General features: G+C 59.3%; 20 protein-coding genes and 1 riboswitch. Of the genes, 4 read left to right on the top strand and 16 right to left on the bottom strand.

Features of this window, described 5'->3' with window-relative positions; genetic code table 11:
* Positions 1-2: 2 nt before the first annotated feature.
* Positions 3-578 carry an acyloxyacyl hydrolase gene (locus AC13C0_RS16850; RefSeq protein ID WP_117619155.1) on the bottom strand — a complete coding sequence of 192 codons (576 nt, stop codon included), beginning with the start codon at positions 576-578 and terminating at the stop codon, positions 3-5.
* 287 nt (positions 579-865) lie between these two features.
* Between AC13C0_RS16850 and AC13C0_RS16845 the strand changes: the two genes are divergently transcribed.
* Positions 866-1,048: a tyrosine-type recombinase/integrase gene (locus AC13C0_RS16845; protein ID WP_482954734.1), complete on the top strand. Its 183-nt coding sequence runs from the start codon at positions 866-868 to the stop codon at positions 1,046-1,048.
* A gap of 15 nt (positions 1,049-1,063) precedes the next feature.
* On the opposite strand, the gene AC13C0_RS16840 is transcribed toward AC13C0_RS16845, so the two are convergent.
* From AC13C0_RS16840 to AC13C0_RS16825, 4 genes are read right to left on the bottom strand one after another with little or no spacing between them, the layout of a single operon-like run.
* The gene (locus AC13C0_RS16840; protein WP_482954733.1) at positions 1,064-1,831 is read right to left on the bottom strand and encodes an ABC transporter ATP-binding protein; all 768 of its coding nucleotides are present in this window, start codon (positions 1,829-1,831) and stop codon (positions 1,064-1,066) included.
* Positions 1,831-2,805 (bottom strand): FecCD family ABC transporter permease, encoded by a 975-nt coding sequence (locus tag AC13C0_RS16835; RefSeq protein WP_482954732.1) that lies wholly within the window; start codon positions 2,803-2,805, stop codon positions 1,831-1,833. The genes AC13C0_RS16840 and AC13C0_RS16835 overlap by 1 nt, the downstream gene beginning before the upstream one ends.
* On the bottom strand, positions 2,792-3,676 hold the full coding sequence (locus AC13C0_RS16830; RefSeq protein ID WP_482954731.1) for a cobalamin-binding protein: 885 nt from the start codon (positions 3,674-3,676) through the stop codon (positions 2,792-2,794). Before AC13C0_RS16830 ends, AC13C0_RS16835 begins: the two co-directional genes overlap by 14 nt.
* A 29-nt stretch (positions 3,677-3,705) precedes the next feature.
* Entirely contained in the window at positions 3,706-5,547 is a 1,842-nt protein-coding gene (locus AC13C0_RS16825; RefSeq protein WP_482954730.1) for a TonB-dependent receptor, read from the bottom strand.
* 135 nt (positions 5,548-5,682) lie between these two features.
* Positions 5,683-5,905: riboswitch (cobalamin riboswitch) on the bottom strand.
* A gap of 122 nt (positions 5,906-6,027) precedes the next feature.
* Between AC13C0_RS16825 and AC13C0_RS16820 the strand changes: the two genes are divergently transcribed.
* Positions 6,028-7,902, top strand: coding sequence for a putative nucleotidyltransferase substrate binding domain-containing protein (locus AC13C0_RS16820; protein WP_482954729.1), 1,875 nt, complete (start codon positions 6,028-6,030; stop codon positions 7,900-7,902).
* The gene (locus tag AC13C0_RS16815) at positions 7,895-8,623 is read left to right on the top strand and encodes a 3'-5' exonuclease (protein WP_482954728.1); all 729 of its coding nucleotides are present in this window, start codon (positions 7,895-7,897) and stop codon (positions 8,621-8,623) included. The genes AC13C0_RS16820 and AC13C0_RS16815 overlap by 8 nt, the downstream gene beginning before the upstream one ends.
* Positions 8,624-8,699: 76 nt before the next feature.
* On the opposite strand, the gene msrB is transcribed toward AC13C0_RS16815, so the two are convergent.
* The 5 genes from msrB to AC13C0_RS16790 form a co-directional block, all read right to left on the bottom strand.
* Complete coding sequence (msrB, locus tag AC13C0_RS16810; RefSeq protein WP_482954727.1) at positions 8,700-9,884, bottom strand: peptide-methionine (R)-S-oxide reductase MsrB; 1,185 nt, start codon at positions 9,882-9,884, stop codon at positions 8,700-8,702.
* A gap of 94 nt (positions 9,885-9,978) precedes the next feature.
* Positions 9,979-11,463 carry a sensor histidine kinase gene (locus tag AC13C0_RS16805; protein WP_482954726.1) on the bottom strand — a complete coding sequence of 495 codons (1,485 nt, stop codon included), beginning with the start codon at positions 11,461-11,463 and terminating at the stop codon, positions 9,979-9,981.
* A 2-nt stretch (positions 11,464-11,465) separates the two neighbouring features.
* Complete coding sequence (locus tag AC13C0_RS16800) at positions 11,466-12,167, bottom strand: response regulator transcription factor (RefSeq protein WP_482954725.1); 702 nt, start codon at positions 12,165-12,167, stop codon at positions 11,466-11,468.
* Between the two features lie 35 nt (positions 12,168-12,202).
* On the bottom strand, positions 12,203-12,496 hold the full coding sequence (locus tag AC13C0_RS16795) for a hypothetical protein (protein ID WP_482954724.1): 294 nt from the start codon (positions 12,494-12,496) through the stop codon (positions 12,203-12,205).
* 166 nt (positions 12,497-12,662) lie between these two features.
* The gene (locus AC13C0_RS16790; protein ID WP_482954723.1) at positions 12,663-13,643 is read right to left on the bottom strand and encodes an NAD(P)H-dependent flavin oxidoreductase; all 981 of its coding nucleotides are present in this window, start codon (positions 13,641-13,643) and stop codon (positions 12,663-12,665) included.
* Positions 13,644-13,770: 127 nt separating this feature from the next.
* On the opposite strand from AC13C0_RS16790, the gene AC13C0_RS16785 reads away from it, so the two are divergent.
* A complete protein-coding gene (locus tag AC13C0_RS16785) occupies positions 13,771-14,292 on the top strand; it encodes a QsdR family transcriptional regulator (protein WP_482954722.1) in 522 nt (173 codons plus the stop codon).
* Between the two features lie 13 nt (positions 14,293-14,305).
* On the opposite strand, the gene AC13C0_RS16780 is transcribed toward AC13C0_RS16785, so the two are convergent.
* The 6 genes from AC13C0_RS16780 to AC13C0_RS16755 form a co-directional block, all read right to left on the bottom strand.
* Positions 14,306-15,724: an aldehyde dehydrogenase family protein gene (locus tag AC13C0_RS16780; protein WP_482954721.1), complete on the bottom strand. Its 1,419-nt coding sequence runs from the start codon at positions 15,722-15,724 to the stop codon at positions 14,306-14,308.
* Positions 15,725-15,761: 37 nt separating this feature from the next.
* Positions 15,762-16,868 (bottom strand): zinc-binding dehydrogenase, encoded by a 1,107-nt coding sequence (locus tag AC13C0_RS16775; RefSeq protein ID WP_482954720.1) that lies wholly within the window; start codon positions 16,866-16,868, stop codon positions 15,762-15,764.
* A 37-nt stretch (positions 16,869-16,905) separates the two neighbouring features.
* A complete protein-coding gene (locus AC13C0_RS16770) occupies positions 16,906-18,708 on the bottom strand; it encodes an acyl-CoA dehydrogenase (protein ID WP_482954719.1) in 1,803 nt (600 codons plus the stop codon).
* Positions 18,709-18,725: 17 nt separating this feature from the next.
* Positions 18,726-19,910, bottom strand: a complete 1,185-nt coding sequence (locus tag AC13C0_RS16765) for an acetyl-CoA C-acyltransferase (RefSeq protein WP_482954718.1) — start codon at positions 19,908-19,910, stop codon at positions 18,726-18,728.
* A 101-nt stretch (positions 19,911-20,011) separates the two neighbouring features.
* A complete protein-coding gene (locus tag AC13C0_RS16760; protein ID WP_482954717.1) occupies positions 20,012-22,105 on the bottom strand; it encodes a 3-hydroxyacyl-CoA dehydrogenase NAD-binding domain-containing protein in 2,094 nt (697 codons plus the stop codon).
* A 524-nt stretch (positions 22,106-22,629) separates the two neighbouring features.
* A complete protein-coding gene (locus AC13C0_RS16755) occupies positions 22,630-23,457 on the bottom strand; it encodes an IclR family transcriptional regulator (RefSeq protein ID WP_482954716.1) in 828 nt (275 codons plus the stop codon).
* Positions 23,458-23,561 lie beyond the last annotated feature (104 nt).

The following is a 23,561-nucleotide window of genomic DNA, read 5'->3' as shown; positions in this document are numbered from 1 at the left end:
GATCAAAATCGGTAGCTGAACTCAATCATGTGAAAATCCGCCCCTATCGTGTCAGATCCATTAACGCCGGCATCTGAATAATGAAGGAACCGATATCCCAGCCCCAGATTTCTATAAAGCGGAACAGCGACACCCGAGGTCAGGGCAAACTGGAAAGGCCCGCCATAATCCTGGGTGCCGAAGCGCCACCTGCTGAACAAAGCGCCACCCATGCCCAAATCCAGGACAAAGCGCCCGTCCTCACTACCCAGCGTCAATTCCGGGATGAGCGAAACGACGAGCGCATTTTTACCCGCTCCCCGCAAAAGTCCGCCACTCGCCATTAAACGGCTGCCGATACCCCAGCCTGAAGTGGAGTAGTTATTCCAGGGCAAATGGAAGTTCGCCGACACATCGTATTCCTTAAAATCCTCCGGAGCCTCTTCTCCAAGCAAGGTCTTCTCTGAAATCCGTGCGCGTATGCTGAGACTCTGTAACTCCAGGTCTTCGGAGTACGAGTAGCTCGGGCCAGGAATGAGAAGGCCGCAGAGGATGATCGGCAGCAGTCCGAAATGAAAGAAATGGCGAGAAAAAACCATTGCTGGCAGCCCATGCTTATTATGAGGAAGGTTTTCGCTGCTACGCTTGTGAGCGGTGAAGAGCCTTATAACGTTCCTCTAACTCAACTCGCACGACGTTGAGGCGGGGTAGGTCAATCCATCATGTTTAGGCAGAAAATCCCTTCAGGTCAATAACTTCCCATTACTTTCCCTTCTCGTTTTCCGAACAAAAATGATCAGTGAAACTACTATCCTCGCCCAATGGGTCCAGGGCATGCCACTGATTCAAAAAGAATTTATGAGTTCGTTCAAATTCCGCCAGGTTCATGGTCGCAACGACCATTTCCCATACCTTCCGCCACAGCTTCGCCGCCAACTTGCTCAAAGGAGGTACAGACATTCGCAGTATTCAGGAGTTGCCGGGCCACAATGATATCTCCACAACACAGATTTATACCCACGTTGTTGGAACACACCAGTGTGGCATCAGCAGCCCGCCGGATGCTTGAGAGGCATTTTTTACGCTAACCCGGAACAAACACCGGAAAGCCGTCCAGTTCGGCAGAAAGCAGGCGCTGGCCAAACAGCTTTTCCAGCGCCGGGGCAACCAGCATATCCCGGGCCGTTCCCCAGCATGCCTCGCCGTCAGGAAACATCAGCAGGATCTGGTCACACCAGCGGGCGGCCAGATTCAGGTCGTGCAGGCACAGGAATACCGCCCGGCCGGACGCGGCCTGATTGCGCAGCAGCTTCATCACCGAGGTCTGGTGCCGCAAGTCCAGATGGTTGGTGGGCTCGTCCAGCAGCCAGATTCCCGGCGCCTGGGTCATCAGCGTGGCAATGGCCACCCGTTGCCGCTCGCCCCCGGAAAGCGTGTTGACCAGCCGGTCCCTCAGGTGGCTTACATCCAGCGCTTCCAGTGCCTGCTCTGCAATTGCCAGGTCTTCGCCACGTTCCATCTGCCAGGGTGACAACCAGGGATGGCGCCCGATCAGGGCGGTTTCCAGCACCGTGGCCGGGAAACCGTCCTGCCGGTCCTGGAACACCAGGCCCATCTGTTGCGAGACAAGTTTGCGCCGGATTTCCGTCAGCGGTTTGTCATCCAGAGAGAGTTCGCCGCTGCGGGGCTCCCGGAGGCCCGCCAGTGTATGCAGCAGTGTGGTTTTGCCCACGCCGTTGGGGCCAAGAACGCCCCAGACCTGGCCCGGCTGCAAGGACAGATTCAGGGGCACACCCGGGGCGCGTCCGGGAATGTCGATGATCAACTCTTCGGTGGTCAATATTATTGCCATTATCGACTCCGGTAGAGCAGGTACAGGAAGGTCGGCACCCCGATCAGCGCCGTGATCACGCCCACCGGCAACTGTTCCGGCGCGATCACCACCCGGGCCAGCGTGTCCGCCAGAACCAGCAGAGTGCCGCCAGCCAGGGCACAGGCGGGCAGAATCAGCCGCTGATCGTTGCCCAACGCTAGCCGGAGCATATGGGGCACCACCAGGCCGACAAAACCAACGGCCCCTGCCATGGTCACGGCGGTCGCCGTCAGCAGACTGGCCATCAGATAAATCAACCACTCCAGTGGCCGGACCGAAACCCCCAGGGCCGCGGCCTGCAATGAGCCCCGGGCCAGAACATTCAGTGCCCGCCCGAGTGGAAACACCAGCAGGCAGACCAGAACCAGAATAACCAGACCGGGCCCGGGCGTGGTGGCGTGGGAAAGGTCCCCCATCAGCCAGTAAAGCATGCCGGGCAGCCGGCTGGCCGGTGTCATGGACAGGATCAGGGTAATGACAGCACCCCAGCCGGCGGCCACCACCACACCGGTAAGCAGAAGACGGGAGGGTGTCCAGCTGCCGCTGCCATGGGCGAGACCAAAGACCAGCAGGGTCGCCAGCATGGCACCGGCAAAGGCCGAACCGGAAACCAGGTAACCGGCGGCCCCGGCCAGCATGGCCAGCAACGCCCCGACAGCGGCGCCGCCGGACAAACCCAGCACATAGGGATCGGCCAGCGGGTTGCGCAACAACACCTGCATCAACGCGCCGGCCACCGCCAGCAATCCGCCGGTGGCGAACGCGCTCAGAGTGCGTGGCAGTCGTAACTCCAGAATGAGCGTTTGCTGCAACTCCGTGCCACTGCCGGTAACAACACGCAGGGTATCCTCAAAACCAATGGCCGTGCTGCCGATGCTAACGGAGAGCAAAGCCGCCAGAAAGGCCGCCAGCAACAGGATCACCAAGGGTTTGTAGGGACTAGAGATTGGCACGGGCCTGCTCCAGGGTCTGGCACAGGTGTCTGGCGCCTTCTGCCATGCGAAGCGTGGGTCGCGCCAGCAGATCAGGCGGTTCCAGGAACAGGTTGCCGGCTGACACTGCCGTAAGCCCGGGGAATTGCTGCCAGTCCTCCAGCCACCGGTTATTCCCGGCCTGCCCGGCCGTAACAATGACATCCGGATTGGCTGCCAGCACCGCTTCACGGCTGATTCGGGGTACCAGCCTCGGCAAATGTCCGAAAACATTAACGCCCCCGCACAGATCAATTGCCTTGCTGATCAGCTCCTCCCGGTTCACGGTCATCAGCGGCTGGTCCCAGATCTGATAAAACACCCGGACCGGCTGTGCCCTGGCATAACTAGACTCCAGACTGGCGATTCCGTCACGGAACGAATCTGCTCGTGCTTTCCCCACAGGGGCCTGGTCCGTTAACAGGGCAAGATCCTCAACCGCCCGAGCAATATCCTCGAACGTGCGCGGGGCGAGCCAGAATACAGGAATGCCAAGGTCCGCGACCCGTTCCAGCTGGCTGCGGGAGTTGCCATCAATCCAGGCCACTACCAGGTCCGGTGCCTGTGATACGAGGGCCTCCAGATCCAGCCGGTTGCTGTCGCCCACCTGAGGCAATGCCGCAGCTTCGGCCGGGAAATCGCTCCAGGCACTGACGGCAACCACGCGTTCTCCGGCACCGGCGGAGAAAAGCAGTTCTGTGGCGCCGGGGGAGAGCGACACAATTCGCGTCGCCGGTGCCGTCAGGCAGATCTCACGACCCAGGGCATCCGTCACGCACGGCGGCCGGGCCGATGCCGATACCGGCATCAGGGCACAAAGCGCTAGCAACAGGGCAAACCCGCGTTGGATCATAGGATTACATCACCGGTCAGCGAGTGGAACTATTGGCGGAAATCATAGCGCACCGAGGCCATGAAGGTCCGGCCAGCGGCCAGATAGTCGAAAGGTTCGAAGGTCACGCTGTCATTGCCCCGGCTGGTGGCATAGCGGCGGTCCAGAAGATTGTCGACCTTGAGTGACGCCGACCAGCCCGGCTGAAAGTTCCAGGCTGTTCGTATATCGACTGTGCCGTACCCGGACAGAAGGCTGGTGTTGGCTGCATCATTATAGCGGTCACTCTCGGCGATGAAGCTGGCACCGACAGACCATTGCGCAAACAGGCGATCAACGTCGAGACGCACATTCTTTTCGGCACGGCGCGGCAGGCGGGCACCGCTATCCCGATTTTCGGTGTCCGCGTAGGTTACGGCTGCTGCCAGGTTCCAGTCCGCGGTTTCAATACCCGAGGAAACTTCGATACCGCGGATCCGGGCCGTCTCTACGTTTTCCATTGTGCCCTCAAACGTTACCGGGTCAGAGACAAAGGTAATGAGGTCTTTCACATCGTTCTGATAGAGCGCAATGTCCCAGTACCAGTGGTCATAACGCCCCGTAAAACCGGCCTCGATCATCTGGCCTTCTTCCGCATCAAGGTCGGGATTACCGGTGTAGAATGGTACGGTCAGATAAAGATCATTGAAGGTTGGAGCCCGGAACGAAGTGGCATAGCTGAGGCGCAAACGATGGGCCCGGTCCAGCTGGTGGCCAAGGGCCACGCCCCCCGTCTCATCCTTGCCGTAGGCTTCGTTGTCATCAAGGCGAAGGCTGAGCAGCAGGTCTGTCGCATCGAAGTTCAGGCGTCCCTGACCAAATACCGCGCTGTTCGACCGGCTGTTTTCGAGGAAGTCGCTACTGCCGTCCACTTCGTCGATCACCACCTCCGAGCCAAGAACCAGTTCGTGGACGCCGGCAGTCAACGTGTTTTCCCAGCGCGCAGAGCGGGACAGGGTGTCGAAGGTGCTCGGAAAACTCCCGAAGGTGTCCTGTTCATCCCTGGCCTCTGAGAACTGGATCCGGGTGCGCCAGTAGTCACTGGCAACCGCTTCCAGATACAGCCCCATGGCACGGATCAGGAAATCGGTATCACCACCTTCAAACTCGGTATTGCCCTCGGACTGGAACACCGTCAGCCCGGCACCGCCGCCCTGGCGAAACTCGTGGCTGATCTTTGCCAGCCCGCCGGCATTGCGAAACCCCTTATCCTCGCCACCGGCCCGCAAGCTAGTGCCCTCGGTATCGGAATAAACCCCGCCGGCCAGAAACGCCGACTGCCCTTCCCTTCCGGCCACGCCGGCCGTGGTTTCAAGCGTCTCGTGGGAGCCACCGGACAGTTCCGCCCAGCCCTGGCGGCCCGCTTCTGGCTCGAGGGTAAACGCCTGGATAACACCGCCCACCGCATCCGCCCCATACAGGGAGCTTTTCGCACCGCGTACAAGCTCGACCCGCTCCATCAGCTCCGGCGGCAGGAACTGCCAGGGCGGGATGCCGGCGGTGGCTGAGCGCAGGCGGATACCGTCCAGCAGCAGAACCGTACCGGAACTGCCGGCACCGCGCAGGAAGACGCTGGTGGTCTTGCCATAGCTGCCATCGGAAACCACATTAACACCTGGCTGGGCGTCCAGCAGATCCCGGAATTCGGCTGGTTGCTGGCGACGGATGTCGTCTTTTTCGATGACCGTCACCGACGACAGACTTTCACCTACGGTTTTCGGACCAAGAGTTGCTGTGACGATGATCGGATCAAGGGCTTCGGTGTCATTGTCATTCTGGCCCAGCGCAAGGACAGGCAGGGTTAACAGTGACGTTGCTGTCACCAGGGCAGGGAAGGAAGGTTTCACAGTCATTATTCGTGGCTCCGCACCGCGCGCACCCGCGCAGGAATCTGGGTTTTGTTGCGGAACGGGAAAGCAGGGGGCAGGCAATCATCGGGTGGCAGGAAAGCGGAACCGGACTATCACCCACCCAGTCGCCCACCGCAACATCGGGTGTTTTTCCAGGCCGGTCTCCGGGCTGGCAGGCGGAACCGAGGTTCCCGGGCAATCACCTTCCCATGCCATGACGACACAGTGGCGCATCAGATTGCCGTTATCCTGCTTACCGTTGCGGGGGCAGCATCGGACTTGCGCTGGCGTTGCCAGGCTCACCGATTTCCCGTTTCACCCGTCGCGCTGTGCGACGGACACCTGAAAAAAAGTAGTGGAAGGCTAGCAACTCCGGCGAAAGCGGTCAATGAGATCCGTCAAATGCCGACATGGCCGCTGCTCCCTGCCACTGCTATATTGCTTATCTCAGATTGATTTTCCTCCGTCAAAACAGGGAGTTTTATGCAGGCCGAGCTTATCGACATCCGCAATCACATGGCGCAGTACCCGCCGTTTGACGAGCTGCCCGAGGAGCTGCTCGACAGGGTGGTTGGCGGCATTGAGGTGGTGTATTTCAAGGCCGGCACCCAGATCCTGGAGTTCGGTGAGCAGAACACCTGGCTTTGCTATGTGCGCAGCGGGGCCGTGGAGATCTACCGGCGCACCGGCGAGCTGTATAACCGGATCGGCGAAGGAGAGATATTCGGCCAGTTTGGCCTGCTGATGCGCAAGAAGGTGCGGTTTCCGGCGAAGGCTCTGGAAGACACGCTGATCTACAAGATCCCCGGTGAAATCTTCCATTACCTGTGGGAAAACGACGAAAATTTTGCCGATTTCGTGGAAATTGAGGACCGCAGCCGCCTGCGATCTGCCCTCTCCCGGCGGGAAAAGTCGAACCAGCTGATGACCTCAAAAGTCACCCGCCTGATTGCCCGGGAACCGGTCTCGGCGCCCTGCACGGTCAGGCTCCAGGAAGCTGCCCGGATCATGACGGACAATGGCGTTTCCGCCCTGTTACTGATGGACGAGGAAGGCGAAAAGCCGTTGCTCAAGGGTATTATTACTGACCGCGACCTTCGCACCCGTGCGCTCAGCGAAGCCCTGCCCTCGGAGACACCCATCAGTGACATCATGTCGGAGGACCTGATCACCATCCGCTCGAACGCCTTCATCTTCGAAGCCATGCTCACCATGCTTCACAACAATGTGCACCACCTCCCCGTGATGGATCGGGACGAAGTGCGGGGCGTGGTTGCGTTGTCAGATATCGTGAAGTACGAGAGCCAGAGCAGCCTCTATCTGGTCAGCAATATTTTCCACCAGCAGCATGTCAAGGGGCTGAAGAAGATCAGCCGGGATGTCCGTGACAGTTTCGTCCGCATGGTGAACGAAGACGCCAATTCCCACATGATCGGCAGTGCCATGGCCGGCATCGGGCGCAGCTTTACCCAGAGGCTGCTTGAGCTGGGCGAGGAAAAACTCGGGCCGCCCCCGGTTCCCTACTGTTTCATGGCCCTGGGTTCCATGGCCCGTGATGAGCAGCTGGTAGTGACGGACCAGGACAACGCCATGATCCTGGACGACGGCTTTATACCGGAGGAGCACGACGCCTACTTCCTGGCACTGGCGAAATTTGTCAGTGACGGACTGGCCGAATGCGGATACACCTACTGCACCGGCGACATCATGGCCACCAACCAGAAGTGGCGGCAGCCGCTGCGGGTGTGGAAAGGCTACTTCACCGACTGGATTGACAACCCGAAGGCCCAGGCCCTGCTCAACAGCAACATCTTCTTCGATCTGGACGGCATCTATGGCCAGACCGAATTTGCCGAGCAACTGAAGACCCTGGTGGCGGAGAGAGCCAGTAACAGCCAGCGATTCCTGGCACTCCTGGCCCGCAACGCCCTGAACCGCACGCCGCCCATCGGTTTCTTCCGCACCTTTGTGCTGGAGGAGGACGGCAAACAGCAGAAAACCTTCAACCTCAAACGCCGGGGCACCGCTCCGCTGTCGGATCTGATCAGGGTCCACGCCCTGGCCTGCGGCTCCCGGGCCCAGAATTCCTTCGAGCGGCTGAAAGCCATCGGCAACACCAAGCTGCTGCTGGACGATGATCTCGGCAACCTTCGGGACGCCCTGGAATTCATTTCGATTGTCCGGATCCGGCACCAGGCCCTGGCCATTGAGGCGGGGCGGGAGCCGGACAACAATGTCCGGCCGGAAGACCTGTCGCCCTTTGAGCGCAGCCACCTCAAGGATGCCTTCCAGGTGGTCAGTAATGCCCAGAAATTCCTGAAATTCCGGTACCACACCCAGGTGACCCGCAATGTCTGATGACTCGCGGGCTGAACACCCCGCCACCAGCCTGCCATGGCCCGAGCAATATCAGGCTCTGGCCCGCCAGTCCAAATCACCGCTTCTGCGGTCCTTTTACGAGGCTGGATGCGTATCGCCGGATACACCAATTTCCGAGGTTCCCATGGTGGCCATGGATTTCGAGACCACCGGGCTGGACGCCAACCAGAATTCCATTGTCAGTATCGGGTTGGTTCCGTTCACGCTGGACGCCATCCGACTGGCCGATGCGCGGCACTGGATCGTGCGCCCGAAACTGCCCCTGCACCGGACCTCCATTGCCATCCACGGCATCACCCACAGCGATATCGACAAGGCACCGGATCTGGAAGACATTCTTGAGGATCTGTTTGCCTGCCTGAGTGGCCGTGTCCCTGTTGTCCACTACCGGAATATCGAACGACCGTTCCTGGATGTGGCGCTGAAGTGGCGGCTTGGTGAAGGCATCCGCTTTCCGGTCCTCGACACCATGGCCATTGAGGCCCACCTGCACCCGAACCGGCAACCTACCCTCTGGCAGCGATTCACGGGGAAAAGTCCGGTATCGATCAGGTTAGCGGACAGCCGGCTGCGCTATGGGCTGCCCCATTACGCGGCCCATAATGCGCTGATCGATGCCATTGCCACGGCGGAGTTGTTGCAGGCCCAGGTGTTGCATCACTTCAGCCGGCAAACGGCGATTGGCGATCTCTGGCTGTAGCCTTATTATCGGATTACGCTGCGCTAATCCGACCTGCCCAGATGCTCCAGTCCCACCGCCTGGGCGTCCGGCCCGGCTACTGACTGACCATATCGGCCTTGGGTCGGACCTCGTTGACCCATTCGCCATAACCCGCCGAAGCCATGTCCTCTAGGGGAATGAACTTCATGGCAGCGGAATTCATGCAATAGCGCAGTCCCGTGGGGGCCGGGCCATCGTTGAACACATGGCCCAGGTGGGAGTCCGCGTAGCGGCTGCGAATTTCCGTCCGGCTCGTGAAGAATGAGCTGTCATCCCGCTCAACCACCGCATCCGGCGTGATGGGACGGGTAAAGCTGGGCCAGCCGGTGCCGGATGTGTATTGGTCCCGGGAGGAGAACAGGGGCTCACCTGAGACAATATCCACATACAGGCCCGCCCGCTTGTTGTCCCAGTACGGGTTATTGAATGCCGGTTCGGTGCCGTCTTCCTGGGTGACCTCATACTGCCTATCGGTCAGCCGCTGTTTCAGGGTTTTCTGATCAGGCTTCACAAAGCTTTGGCGATCAAAGCCCGGGTCCGCCTCGCCGGTCGCCATAGCTGCCGGCCTGAACCGGGAAAAGTCCAGTTCGTAGTCTTCACCATACACCTTCTCGATAAACTGATAACGGCCTGAATTGAAGGTGTAGAAGTTATAGCGAACCGGATTTTTCTTGTAATAGTCCTGGTGGTACTTCTCTGCCGGATAAAAGGTTTTCAACGGCACAATTTCAATCAGCACCGGGTTGTCGTAGACACCTGATGCCTCAAGCGCCTGCCTGGCCGCCTCCGCCAGGCGCTTCTGCTCATCGTTGTGGTAGAAGATCGCCGGGCGGTACTGCTGACCACGGTCCACAAACTGACCCTTGATGTCCGTCGGATTCATCATCCGCCACAGCCCGGCCAGCAAACCCTCGTAGGTCATTTTCTCCGGGTCGTAATACACCTGGACGGCTTCGGTGTGGCCAGTGCGGCCAGACGAGACCTGCTGGTAGGTGGGATTCTGTTCATCGCCGCCGGCGTAACCCGAAACCGCCTCGACCACGCCGGGAATCTTTTCGTAACCGGCCTCAACACACCAGAAACAGCCGCCGGCAAAGGTGGCCACCGCCAGCCCGGGATCATCCGGTGCGAACTCTGTGTCTCTGCGATCCTGCTTGTCAGCGGTCGCGTAAGCCGTATACAGGCCACCGAAAGACACCAGCGCCAAGGCGGCCAACATACCCGTAATCGTGCATTTCATGATAACTCTCCTCTACGTGATTCCATGCCGACAGCGTACCGCCCCGGATTCACGAAAGCGTTCGGTAGTTGTCACGAATCCATAACGTTGTGGATTATTTACCGGCGGTGCCCTCTGGCTCATTCGCCAGCGGAAGCCAGACAGAGAAAACGGCGCCGGTGTCACTGCGGACCGAGAGCCGGCCCTGCTGCAGGGATACCATCCGCTGGGCAATGGCCAGGCCGAGCCCGGCGTGGCCGATGCGAGAGGAGCCAGGGGCCTGATAGAAAGGTTCGAACAGGTGATCCATATCGGCCGCGTCAATACCGGGGCCGGCATCAGCCACGGTAATCTCCGCGCCACCTGCCCTGGCTGCGACGCCCAGGGTTATCTCGCTGGCCCTGGGCGAATGGTTGATGGCATTTCCAATCAGGTTATCCAGTACCCGCTCGGTCATGGCGATGTCGGCCAGAACCCGCACCGGAGCAACCTCCACAATGGCCAGGGACACGCCGGCGTGTTCGGCTTCGGGCCGGTGTTTCTGCACCACATCGTGCAGCAGTTCGGCAAGCACGAACGGCTCGGGTGTGGGCTGCCTTTCCCGGGCATCCAGAGCTGCCAGCTCAAACAGTTCTTCCACCAGGCGCCCGAGCCGGTGAGTTTCCGCCAGTGCCACATCGAGAAACCGGGCGCGTTCATCGCCACTCAGAGTATTCTGCTTAAGACGTAACGCCTCAATGTAGCCCTGGATCGACGCCAGGGGGGTGCGCAGGTCGTGAGACACCTGGGCTACCAGTTGGCGGCGTTGGGCGTCCTTGTCTTTCAACTGGTCCAGTTGCGCGGCAATGCGCTCCGCCATCTGGTCAAACCTGGCGGTCAGGTAATCAATATCGTCGCCTTTACCGTCGACCGCGGGTGTTCGTTCAGGAGACATGCCACTCTCAAAGGCCTCAACCCGCTCGGTCAGTCGGGACAACCGACGGGTCAGCAGGCGGAAAAACACCAGGCCCGCAAGCAGTCCGACAACCAGGCTCACCGCCAGAGCTCCGGCCCCCATCTGCAGTAACCGGTCGCTGTGCACCATGCTTTCGGCCAGATCGTATTCCTCTCCCCGAAGCACCACATACAGGTAGCCGGTGGGATCCTCTGCGGAAGGGACAGGCGTTACCGAGAACACCTTGTGCCGGTCATGGCTGCGGGGGTCGTCACCGGGCAGCGGGTAGGCCTCCGGATTTTCCAAAAGGGTCCTGATCGGCTCCAGGGAAACCCGGTTACGCTTGATCTTGTCCGGGTCGGCGGAATAGGAAAGGATTTGCCCCTCCCTGTCCAACAGGTAAATCTCAATGCTTGGATTGATGGTCATGTACAGTTCGAACAACTGCCTGAGGGCATCCCGGTTGAGCTTGCCGTCGGTAACCAGGTTGCGATCTGACACCAGGTTACGGGCCAGATCGCGATTGAGCTGATGGCTCACCGCCGCGGAATACTCCCGGACCGAGGCCAGGCTCAGGAAGGTAAACAGCCCCCCCACCACCAACAGCAGAAGGAACAGGCCAATTGCCAGCCGGGCATAGAGCGTTCGGAACACCGACAGAGCCATGATTAATCCATAAACCGGTACCCAACGCCCCAAACGGTCTGCACATACCGGGGTGCGGCGGGATCGGTTTCAATCTTGTTGCGCAGGCGGTTGATATGGGTGTTCACGGTATGCTCGTAGCCTTCGTGGTTGTAGCCCCAGACCGCATCCAGCAGTTGCGCCCGGCTGAATACCCGGCCCCGATGGCTGGCAAAGTGCCAGAGCAGATCGAACTCCCGGGCGGTGAGTTCCACTTCCACCGCCTGCACAAAGACCCGTCTGCGGACAGGGTCGATACGCAGCCCGTCGACTTCGATTTCTCGGGCGTCATTGTCGGAAGCACGATGGGAGGAAAGGGCGTCCACACGCCGAAAGAGCGCCTTGATGCGGGCCGACAGCTCAGCCACGCTGAACGGCTTGGTGAGGTAATCATCCGCCCCCATTTCAAGCCCCAGAACACGGTCGAGTTCGGTACTTTTGGCCGTCAGCATCAGCACCGGCACGTAGCCACCTTCGGCCCGGATCTCCCGGCACACCGCCAGACCATCCAGCCCGGGCAGCATCAGATCCAGAATCACCAGATCGATGCCGCCCTCACGGAAACGCTCCAGACCGGTGTCGCCCCGATCCATCAGGACCGCCTTCATACCCAGGTCCGATACCTGCATGCGGACCAGCTCTCCGATGCCGGGGTTGTCCTCAATAATCAGTACGGTTCTTGTCATGGGTTCCGGGCTCCGGAAGAGTTCGCCACCACCGGTTACTTCATGGCATCCTTGTCATCCATGGTATTGTCCTTCATCGACATGCCGTCCTTCTTCATGTCGTCCATGCCGTTCGCCTCCATGGCATCGCGCTTGATGCCGTCATCCTTCATACCGTGCCCCATGTCATCTTTTTCCATATCGTGCTCGTCCATGCGCTGATTCATGGACTCCTCGGACATCCCCTTGTTTTTGGTGGCGTCATCAGAAGCCGCCATACCGCCTGCCAAAGCAAGGGTCGCGGAGCAACCCAGCAGGGCAATTGCAAAAATTCGGTTCAGCAAGTTCATGGTAATTTCTCCGTGTCATTCATAGTGATTGGGTGACTGCGCCACCCGACACGAAGCAGTGTCGCAGCAGGGGCTTACGCCCCCGTCACGCCTGGTTAAAAAGTCTATCGCAAAAATATCACAGAACTGTCACGCCAGCGGCCAGCAACGACAGTCCGCTCATGGCTCAGTCCTCCAGAAAGCCACTCAGGCGCTCTCGCACGATAGCGTTAGCATCGTCAACGATCCGTCGGATCAGCTCGTCGCAGGTCGGAATATCGTGAATCAGTCCGGCGACCATGCCACAACTCCAGGCCGCCTCGTCCATCTTGCCTTCCTGGAGAACCAGCCGGCCCTTGGCGCCAGTGACCAAGTGCCGGATATCATCAATGGTTTCCGCCTCGCCCTTCGCCTTTTCGATCCGGATAATTTCTTCCACCGCGGCATTGTTCATGACCCGCTCGGTGTTGCGCAGATTGCGCATGATCAGACGGGTCTGGAGTTCGTCCGCCCCCAGGATGGCCTGCTTCACGTTATCGTGGATGGGGGCATCCTGGGTGGCCAGGAAACGGGTTCCCATGTTCATGCCTTCGGCACCCAAAGCCATCGCTGCCACCAGACTGCGTCCGTCGGCCATACCACCGGATGCCACGAACGGGATGGCCAGTTCCTCCGCCGCCCGGGGAAGCAGTATGAAGTTGGGAATGTCATCTTCCCCCGGATGTCCGCCACATTCGAAACCGTCGACGCTCGCCGCGTCACAGCCGATACGTTCGGCCTTGAGGGCATGGCGCACCGACGTACATTTGTGAATCACCTTGATACCCGCCGCTTTGAGTTGGGGCATGTACTGCTCTGGGCTGCGCCCGGCAGTTTCAACGGCTTTCACACCGCCCTGAACAATAGCATCAATGAATTCCGGATAAGGCGGCGCCTCGAATGAGGGCAGAAAGGTCAGGTTGACGCCGAACGGCTGGTCGGTCATTTCCCGGCAGCGGGCAATCTCTTTTGCCAGGTCTTCCGGAGTGGGCTGTGTCAGCGCTGTGATGATACCTAGACCGCCGGCATTGGAAACCGCCGAGGCTAGTCCGGCATAACCTACGTGATGCATTCCACCCTGAATAATCGGGTAACGAATGCCAAAAAGTTCAGTAATTCTTGTCTTCATAGCGGGTTTTCCTTTTTCTCGTTAGAATGGATCGGAACTGTGTTATGAGGTCCCTGTGACAGCCAGAGCGACAACGACAACGACAACGAAACCGACACCGGCAGACGCGTTCGAACGTGCCCGGAGGATGTGGTTAAAGGGAGAACGCATCCACCTGGCCTCCCTCTCCGATGAACTGAATATTGGTCGGGCTACACTCTTTCGCTGGGTAGGCAACAAGGATCTGCTGATCGGGGAAGTGCTTTGGTCTCTCTACGAACCTTTGCGTCAGGACGCATTGGCCTCCACACCCGGTCACGGTATCGATTTCGTCGTCGGGGTGTATCGGCGTATCAACTCCACAGTGCTGCATTTCGAACCACTCCGGCGCTTCATCCATCAGGACCCGGAATACGCCCTGAAAATTCTGACCTCATCCAAGTCCACACTGCGCAGCCGAACGGTAGAGGCCAACACCCGGATTCTCAGGGGCCAGGTGGCTCGGGGCTATATCAAGCCACCGATGAAGATAGAGAGCCTGTCCGCTTTCATGGTCCGGCTGGCGGAATCCTGCCTGTACAGCGACATCCTCGGCGGCCGGGAACCCCGGGAAGAGGAACTGGAGGACGCCTGTACCGCCGTGCGCATCCTGCTCGGCGGCAAGGTCTGACCTCCTGCCCTGATCAGAGCTGAAGAGAACGGACCTCCAGGAATTCCTCAAGGCCCCACTTGCCGAACTCGCGACCGATGCCGGAATGGCCAAAGCCACCAAACGGTGCCACCGGGTTGAAGCCGCCACCATTGATGTTCACCTGACCGGTGCGAAGCTTTCCGGCAACCTGTCTGGCACTATCCTGATCCGCGGACCACACGGCACCGGAGAGACCATAAGGTGTGCCGTTGGCGATGCGGATGGCTTCCGCCTCATCGGTGTAGGGGATGACACACAGGACCGGTCCGAAGATCTCCTCCTGGGCAATGCGGCTGTCCGGTTTGACGTTACCAAATACGGTTGCCTTGACGAAGTAGCCGCCTGGGTCGCAGCCTTCCGGCGCTTCGGGCCCGCCAGCCACCAGGGTCGCGCCCTCCTCTATCCCCAGTTTGATGTAATCGATAACCCGATCACGCTGTTGGGCGGACGCCAATGGCCCCAGGCGAGTGGCCTCTTCCAGCGGATTGCCGGGCGTCATCCTGGCCACGGCTGCCGCGGCCAGTTCGCAAGCTTCATCATGCTTGTCCGCCGGCACCAACAGACGGGTCAGGGCGGTGCAGGTCTGGCCCGAGTTCAGCAGGCAGTTGCTGACCGTACCCTTGACGGCAGCCGTAAGATCCGCATCCGGCAGGACGACCGAGGCAGACTTTCCCCCCATTTCCAGGGCGATCCGCTTGAAGTCATCCGCGGCCGCATGGGCGATGAGGTGGCCGGTCTGGGTGGAACCGGTAAACGACACCATGCGTACATCCGGATGCTTGATCAGGGTATCGCCCACGGTCTGGCCAAGGCCGCACACCAAGTTGAACACGCCGTTGGGGAGATCGGTACCATCGAGAATCTCCGCCAGGATGTAGGCGCTCTGGGGTGCAATTTCGGATGGTTTTAGCACCACTGTGCAACCGGCCCCGATGGCCGGAACAATCTTCAGGATCACCTGATGCAGTGGGTAGTTCCACGGAGTAATACAACCCACGACACCAACCGGAGCATACTGCACCTCGGAATTGCCGGACTGCTCAGTGAACGGAAAGTCCGGCAGCATTTTCAGGTAGGTCTTGGTGACAGTCGCCGGCATACCTGCCTGAATGGCGGTGGCCAGCTTGATGGGCATACCCACTTCCCGGCACACCGTCTCGGCAATCGCGGGCGCGCGCTCTTTCAGTCCGACGTAGAGCTGCTCCAGCACCTTGATCCGCTGTTCCAGAGTGCTTTCCGACCAGGACTCGAACGCAGCGTCAGCTGCGGCCACTGCCTGCTCCATCTCTTCACGACCGGAGGCCGGCACCCGGGCAATCACCTCGCCAGTGCCGGATTCGTACACGTCGATGGTCTCGCCGGACCAATCGACCCATTCGCCATTGATGTAATTCTTGCTCAGCTCGTTCATACGTTTCCCCTTGATCAGTCTCTGTCCGCCCGGGTGTTCAGTCGAACACGATCACGCCCCGGGCGTTCTTGCCCGCCACCATATCATCGAACGCCTGGGCGGCTTCCTCGATCTGATAGGTACGGGTGATGAGTTCGTCCAGCTTGAGTTTACCGGCCTTGTAAAGTCCCAGGATCCGCGGAAAATCATGCTGGGGCCGGGCCGAACCCAGCCAACTGCCTTTGAGAGTCTTCTCGTCGGCGGGCAGGGTCAGGGTGGTGAGCGATGTCTTGTCCTTCGGATCGGAAACCCCCAAAACCACGGCCGTGCCGCCACGGCCCAAGCTCTTGTAAGCCTGTTCGACCACCGGACCGGCACCAACGCATTCGAAGGCATAGTCAACACCGCCGGTGAGCTTCTTGACCGCCCTTCCGGCGTCCTCGACCTCGTTGATATCGACCGTGTGGGTGGCGCCGAATTCCCGGGCCATCTCCAGTTTTTTCGTGTTGCTGTCCACGGCGACAATCATCTCCGCACCGGCGATGGCACAACCCTGAATGGCGTTCAGGCCCACACCACCAATACCGAAGACCGCCGCCCGGGAGCCCGGTTCGAGCTGGGCAGTATTGAAGACCGCACCCACGCCGGTCATCACGGCACAACCAACCAGCGCAGCGTTCTGCAGAGGCACACCCTCTTCCACCTTGACGCAGTTGTCCACGTGCATGGTGGCGTACTCGGCCATCACGCCGCAGGCCCCGAACACGTTCAGCGGCTCGCCATTGACGTCCTTGGTGCGTACTGTCCCGTCCGGCAGGGTAAACATGGCTTTTCTGGCGTTCTCACAGAGCACCGGACGGCCCCGGACGCACTGGCGGCATTTTCCGCACATGGAAATGAAGGAACTGACCACATGGTCGCCCTCCTGGAATTCTGTGACACCCTCGCCCACTTCGATCACCACGCCAGCGGCCTCGTGACCGAGAACCAGGGGAGGCGGACACTGGATCTTGCCGGTCGTGGCGGACAGATCACTGTGGCAGACACCGCAGGCCGCGATCTTGATGGTAATTTCACGCCGTTTGGGCCCTTCGACGGTGATGGTCTCGACCTGAACGGGTTTGCCCCATTCGCGGCAAACCACCGCTTTGGCTTGTCTGTCCATCTGTGCTCCCCTTGCTGTTTGTCGTTAACTCGCTGGTCTAAAATTGCTCGTCGGCCATGTCTAGGGCTGTGGTATCGACCGCTTTGAGCAGCCCAGCTGTCTGCAGCACCGAGGGTAATTCGTACCGGGCAAAGTAATCACAGGCCTTTAACTTACCCTCATAGAACCCGGCTGCCTGCTCACCATCGCCCGCCAGGCCGGCCAATGCCCGGATACCCTGACGCAACCAGAGCCAACCGACCACGACCTGGCCGAAGGCATCGAGGTACAACGTGGCGTTGGCCAGCGCCTTCTCCTTGTCGCCGCCGGCCTTTTCCGCATTGATGGTATCAGTTGCAGCGGTCATGGCCCGCACTGCGTGCTCCAGGCGCCCGGCATTGTCCGCCAGGCGCTCTTGCTGGCGTGCCTCGCCAATCGATGTTTCGATACGGGCCATCAACGCCAGGTAGAACCGCCCCCCGGCCAGGGATACCTTACGCCCGAGCAGGTCGAGCCCCTGTATACCGTGGGTGCCCTCGTGAATCGGATTCAACCGGTTATCTCGATAGAACTGTTCGACCGGGTACTCCCGGGTATAGCCATAGCCGCCGTGCACCTGGATCGCAAGATTGTTGGCCTCCAGGCAATACCGTGACGGCCACGACTTGATGACCGGCGTGAGCAGATCGAGGAGACCGGCGGCCAGCTCCCGCTGCGCCTCCGTCTCGGCGAATTTCTTCTCGTCCACCAGCATGGCGCCCTGCAGGCACAGGGCCAGCCCGCCTTCCACGTAGGCTTTCTGGGCCAGCAACATGCGGCGGATATCAGCGTGACGGATCAGCGGAACCTGCGGACTTTGTGGATCTATCTCGCCCACCGGACGACCCTGGCGGCGTTCGCGTGCGTATTCCAGCGCGTGCAGGTAACCGGTGTAACCCAGCATCACCGAGCCCAGACCGACACCGATCCGGGCTTCGTTCATCATGTGGAACATGGCAGCCAAGCCCTGATGTGGCTGGCCAACCAGATACCCGACGGCACCGTCTTTTTCGCCAAAATTGAGCATGGTCGAGGTGGTGCCCCGATAGCCCATCTTGTGGATGAGACCGGCGAGGGCCACATCGTTCCGCTCACCCAGGCTGCCATCGTCGTTCACGAGAATCTTGGGCACCAGAAACAGGGAAATCCCCTTGACGCCCGGAGGCGCATCCGGAAGCCGTGCCAGCACCATGTGGATGATGTTCTCGCTCAGCTCGTGATCGCCCCCGGAAATGTAGATCTTGTTGCCGAACAGGCGATAGCTGCCATCGGCCTGGGGTTCCGCGCGGGTACGCAGGTCCCCCAGGGAGGAACCGGCGTGCGGTTCGGTGAGGCACATAGTGCCGAAGAACCGCCCCGCCAGCATATGCTCGGCGTAGCGGCTTTTCTGTTCGTCGCTACCATGGGCGAGAATCAGATTGGCGGCGGCAATGGTCAGTCCGGCATAGCCCTGAGTGCCCACATTGGCACCCTTGAGCATCCCGACGCACATCTGGGCCACTGCGGCGGGCAGTTGCATGCCGCCGTGTTCGTAATCCTGACTGGCCGCCATCAGGCCGGTGCCCTTCAGGACATCCAGCGCCTTCCGCACTTCCGGTCGCATTTCGACCCGACCGTTCTCGAAGGTGGGTTCTTCCTCATCCACCAGTCGGGCGTGAGGCGCAAATTCCTCGGCCGCGACCTCAAGCGCGAGGTTGAGTGCCGCCTGCAGTGTCTCGCGGCTGTGATCCGCATACCGATCAAACCTCAGGACACTCTCCACATCGTGGAGTTCATAGAGCTGGAAAGCCAGGTCCCCGGGGTTGATGATTTTCTGTTGCATGACGACGCTCCCTCCGCTTATACGACTTCAAACAGGCCAGCAGCCCCCTGGCCACCCCCGATGCACATGGTGACCACCACATATTTGGCACCGCGACGTTTGCCTTCGATCAGGGCATGGCCCGTCATGCGGGATCCGGTGACGCCGAAAGGATGGCCGATGGAAATGGAGCCACCATTCACGTTCAGTTTCTCCATGGGGATACCAAGGCGGTCGCGGCAATACACCACCTGGGACGCAAAGGCTTCGTTGAGCTCCCACAGATCTATATCGTCCATGGTCAGGCCGGCGCGTTCAAGCAGCCGGGGAATGGCGAAGACCGGCCCGATGCCCATTTCATCGGGCTCACAACCGGCCACCGCGAAACCACGGAAAATACCCATGGGTTCGATGTTGTGCTTCTCGGCGTAGGTGCTGTTCATCACGGTACACACAGATGCACCGTCAGACAGCTGGCTGGCGTTGCCGGCGGTCACAAAGTTGCCGTCCCCCCGGACCGGATCCAGCCCCTGCAAACCTTCCAGCGTGGTGTTCGGGCGGTTACATTCGTCGCCGGTCAGGGTTACCTGCTTTTCACTGATGTCACCGGTTTCCTTGTCCTTGACCAGCATGGTGGTGTCAAACGCCACGATTTCATCATCAAACTTGCCGGCTTGCTGGGCTGCCGCCGTGCGCTGCTGGGAGACCAGGGAGTATTCGTCCTGGGACTCCCGGCTCACGTTGTAGCGCTGGGCCACGATATCTGCTGTCTCGATCATGGAGAGATACAGCTCGGGCTTGTGCTTCATCAGCCACTCATTGGTGGCATGGAAGCTGTTGAGCTTGTCGTTCTGAACCAGGGAAATGGACTCAACGCCACCGGCCACCATGATCGGCACCTTCTCAGACACAACTCGCTGGGCGGCAATGGCAATGGACTGCAGGCCCGAGCTGCAGAAACGGTTGATGGACAGACCCGCGGTGGTGACCGGAAGGCCGGCGCGAATCGCCGCCAGACGGGCGATGTTCCTGCCCTGGGCTCCCTCGGGGAAGGCGACACCGAGGATGACATCTTCAACGATGGCCGGATCAATGCCGGCGCGGTCGACGGCGTGTTTGATCACATGGCCCGCGATATCAACGCTGTGAGTGTTGTTCAGGGAGCCCCGATAGGATTTGCCGAGGCCGGTGCGGGCAGTGGAGACGATGACTGCTTCAGACATGGTTTTGTTCCCTTGAAGGAGGGCGCAGAAGAAGGCTTTCTTCTGACCCCGGAGGAGAAAGTGGGGTCAGATGAAAACTTTCATCTGACCCCGTGTACAAATCAAAGATCACCGAATTTCTTGCCCTCGCTGACCAGCTTTTCCAGCAGGGCTGAAGGCTCCCACTGCTCACCGCCGACGGTATCCCGGTATTTCTTCACCGCACAGAGAATGGTGTCCAGACCTTCCTGGTCGGCCCAGAACATGGGGCCGCCGCGGTGGGCCGGGAAGCCGTAACCGTAGATCCAGACAATGTCGATATCCAGCGGACGGTCGGCGATACCCTCCTCCAGGATCCTGGCACCTTCGTTGATCATCGCATACATACAGCGCTCGAGGATCTCCTGGTCGGTAATCGCCCGCGGCGTAATTCCCTGCTCCTTGCGGAACTGCTCGATCAGCTGCTCCACTTTCGGGTCCGGAACCGGCTTGCGGCTGCCTTCTTCATACTTGTATACACCTGCCAGGGTCTTCTGGCCAAGACGGCCCTGCTCCGCCAGCTTGTCCATCCAGCTGGCCGGAATGTCCTCGCCCGCCTTGCGGCGCTCTTCCCGGATACGGTAACCCACATCAATCCCGGCCAGATCGGACATCGCAAACTGGCCCATCGGGAAACCCAGATCAGTCAGCACCTTGTCTACCTGCTGCGGGGTTGCCCCCTCGTCCACCAGTGACATGGCTTCGGTGCCGCGCTTGTGCAGCATCCGGTTACCGACAAAGCCATAACCGTTGCCAACCATGACACCGACCTTCCTGATCTTCTTGGCCACCGCCATCACGGTGGCTTTTACCTCATCGGAGGTCTTGCTGCCGCGCACGTTTTCCAGCAGCTTCATGACGTTGGCGGGGCTGAAGAAGTGCATGCCCACAACGTCTTCCGGACGCCTGGTGGCAGAAGCGATCTCGTCGATATCCAGGGTCGACGTGTTGGACGCCAGGATGGCCCCGGGCTTGCAGACCTCATCCAGCCTGGCAAAGATTTCTTTCTTGATGGCCATGTTCTCGAACACCGCCTCGATCACCAGGTCGACATCCCGGAAATCGTCGTAGGTCAGGCTCGGGGTTATCAGCGCCATGCGCTGTTCCACCTGCGCCTGGGTCAATTTGCCCTTCTTCGCGGAGTTCTCGTAGTTACGGCGAATGATGGCCAGGCCTTTGTCCAGGGCTTCCTGCTTTACCTCGACGATGGTGACCGGAATCCCCACGTTCACGAAGTTCATGGCAATACCGCCACCCATGGTGCCGGCACCGATGATGCCCACACTCTTCACGTCACGAACCGGGGTGTCCTTGGCCAGCCCCCTCACCTTGGAGACCTCACGCTCACCAAAGAACGAATGGATCAGACCCCCGCGCTGGGGCGATTCCATGCATTCCATGAACAGTTCCCGCTCGCGCTTCATACCCTCGTCAAACGACAGGTTGAACGCGGCTTCCACAGCATCGACGCATTTGAACGGAGAGAACAGACCCCTGGCCCGCTTCTTAAGCTCGTCGCGGAACTGGCCAAAGACATCGCTGCCCTTATCCGCTTCAATTTTGTCGGTAATGTCCCGAACCCGACGCACCGGTTTGCCCTCCTCGGCCACCTTTTGCGCATAAGCCAGGCCGACGCCACGGATATTGTCGCCATCGTCCACTGCATCCAGAATGCCCAGTGCCAGGGCATCCCTGGCACCGACGAATTCACCGGTGGTGATCATTTCCAGCGCCTTTCGGGCGCCGATCAGGCGCGGCAGTCGCTGGGTCCCGCCAGCGCCGGGCAGCAGCCCCAGTTTCACCTCCGGCAGTCCCACCTTGGCACTGCTGACCGCAACGCGATAATGGCAACTCAGCGCCGTTTCCAGGCCACCACCCAGGGCCGTGCCGTGGATTGCGGCAACCAGCGGTTTGTCACTGTTCTCAAAGGTATTCACCAGCGCCGGCAGGGTCGGCTCCTGCATCGGCTTGCCGAATTCCCGGATATCGGCACCGGCAATAAAGGTGCGCCCTTCACAAACCAGCAACAGCACCTTGGCGTCTGCGTCCTTCTGGCCTTGCTCCAGGGCTGCGAGCAGACCGGAGCGGACAGCCTGGCCGAGGGCGTTCACCGGCGGGTAGTTCACAGTTATGACGCCGACATTATCTTTGCGGGAATAGGTGACGACTCCAGACATAAAGCCTCCTCTGATGGACCGGGACAGAATGGTGAACCCCAATTCCCTTAACTCTCCGGGACCACACTGTTCGGTTTATATTTTTTGAAACGAAGTTTTAAGGTGCGAAACTGAAATCAATGTACTACGTCCGTTCCGATATTTTCAACCATATTTCTTCCGCGAAATTAAACCTCACTTTCAATGATTATCTTGACAGTTCTATAATTCATAGCATCAGTCAAGTTGCTTGGCAGCATCCTATTCTGCTAGGCAAAACTAAAAACCACAAAATTTGAGTGAACGCTCTCGCGAACCTCTCACTCAATAAAGGATTGAAATCATGCCATTTCTGAAGCAATCTCTGAAAGCCACGCTGGTGACATCTTCCCTTCACCTCTTTAGAAGGGACTGTCACAAATACCTGGTGGGGCGTTATGGAATTCCACAGCGGCTGTTTATGACGTGGTGAAGGTTGTGTTCGCTGAACCAGACGGACAACAGCAGGCCCAGGGCCTGCTGTTGTCTACCGGCAGATTCTGGGCTCAAACACCCAGAGACTCGATATCCCCGGCCAACATTGCAAGCTGATGAGCGATTGAGCCACGGAGCTTTTCAGCGGAGACTAAATAGGAAGGCGCTGCGCAAGTAAGCGCCATGATGGTGCCGTCCTGCAAATGAATGGGGACTCCTGCCGAATTGATATTGCGGTCCCATTCACCGAGTGACAGACAGAAACCATACTTCTCGTAGTCTTCTTTAGCGCGCTCCAGTCCCTCTCTTTTCTCCGGCCACCCCTCTGGTCCGTATTTGACAGCCATGGCATCCTCAATCACCTTTCGACCCTTTTCTGCAATCGCGCAATAATAGGCGCGGCCCGCAGAGGTGGTTGCCATTGGCAGCTTCAGGCCTATATCCATTCGCAACAGCGAGGCCTCCGGCGGAAGTCGGTTTTCAACATAGATCATGTGCAGTCGATCCCGACAGGTCAGTCCCACTGACATGTTGGTCTGGCGCGCGAACTCGTCCATGTAGGGCTTGGCAAGCTGTCGCACCTTGAGATTCGAAACATAGGCGTAACCAAGAGCAAGAACACCGGAGCTCAACTGATATTTTTCCAACTGGGTGTTGTAACTGAGGTAGCCAAGCTTGGTCAAAGTGTAGGTCATCCGGGAAACCGTGGGCTTCGGAAGTCCGGTAATCCGGGCAATATCCTGATTGCCAAGGATAACAGAGCCCTGACTGAAGGCACGGAGGACATCGAGGCCCCGGGAAAGAGACTCAACAAATTTACGATCTTTTTCCGGTTTCACCGGTTCGCCGTCACCAGACGCAGCCATAAGCTCCGGTGAGGCGATCTTTGATTTTGACATATACTGGTGCCCTTCAAAAAATTTCGCCTAATCCGATGCCACGGATATAAGCCCCGAAAATAAAATAGATGGATCATTTTAATCGTTGGCTAAATCAAGTACCA

The sequence above is a fragment of the Marinobacter sp. B-21 genome (assembly GCF_056857895.1).
Note: the sequence above shows the minus strand (reverse complement) of the source record. Positions and strands in the feature narration are given on the sequence as shown.